Origin of the sequence: Corynebacterium sp. HMSC034H07, assembly GCF_001815175.1 — a bacterium.
GTDB lineage: Bacteria > Actinomycetota > Actinomycetes > Mycobacteriales > Mycobacteriaceae > Corynebacterium > Corynebacterium hiratae.
Genome location: NZ_KV819506.1, coordinates 1 through 794 on the forward strand (window position 1 = coordinate 1; position 794 = coordinate 794).

Consider the following 794-nt stretch of genomic DNA (forward strand, 5'->3'; position numbering starts at 1 on the left):
CGTATCCGCGGTGGTTAGTATCAGTGCTTTATCATGGGCGCGGATATACGGGTACCAGAATATCAACTGGTTGTCCATCGACTACGCCTGTCGGCCTCGCCTTAGGTCCCGACTCACCCTGGGAAGACGAACTTGACCCAGGAACCCTTAGTCATCCGGCGGGAAGGATTCTCACCTTCCAATTCGTTACTCATGCCTGCATTCTCACTCGCACACACTCCACGCCTCCTTACGGTAACGCTTCAACACATGCACGACGCTCCCCTACCCAAACAAAAAGTTTGCCGCGGCTTCGGCGGTGTGCTTGAGCCCCACTACATTGTCGGCGCAGGACCACTCGACCAGTGAGCTATTACGCACTCTTTCAAGGATGGCTGCTTCTAAGCCAACCTCCTGGCTGTCTTCGCGATCCCACATCCTTTTCCACTTAGCACACCCTTAGGGGCCTTAACCGGCGATCTGGGCTGTTTCCCTCTCGACTATGAAGCTTATCCCCCACAGTCTCACTGCCGCACAACACAATTGATGGCATTCGGAGTTTGGCTGACATTGCTAAGATTGTAGTCCCGCTCAACCAACCAGTAGCTCTACCTCCACCAAGCTAATGCGACGCTGCACCTAAATGCATTTCGGGGAGAACCAGCTATCACGGAGTTTGATTGGCCTTTCACCCCTACCCACAACTCATCCCCGCAGTTTTCAACCTACGTGGGTTCGCGCCTCCACAGCATCTTACTACTGCTTCACACTGGCCATGGGTAGATCACCCCGCTTCGGGTCCAGGACATGCCACT

1 rRNA gene is annotated in these 794 nt (G+C 54.4%); it reads right to left on the reverse strand.

The window, feature by feature from the left end:
- A 23S ribosomal RNA gene (locus tag HMPREF3009_RS02990) occupies positions 1 to 794 on the reverse strand; the annotation flags it as partial.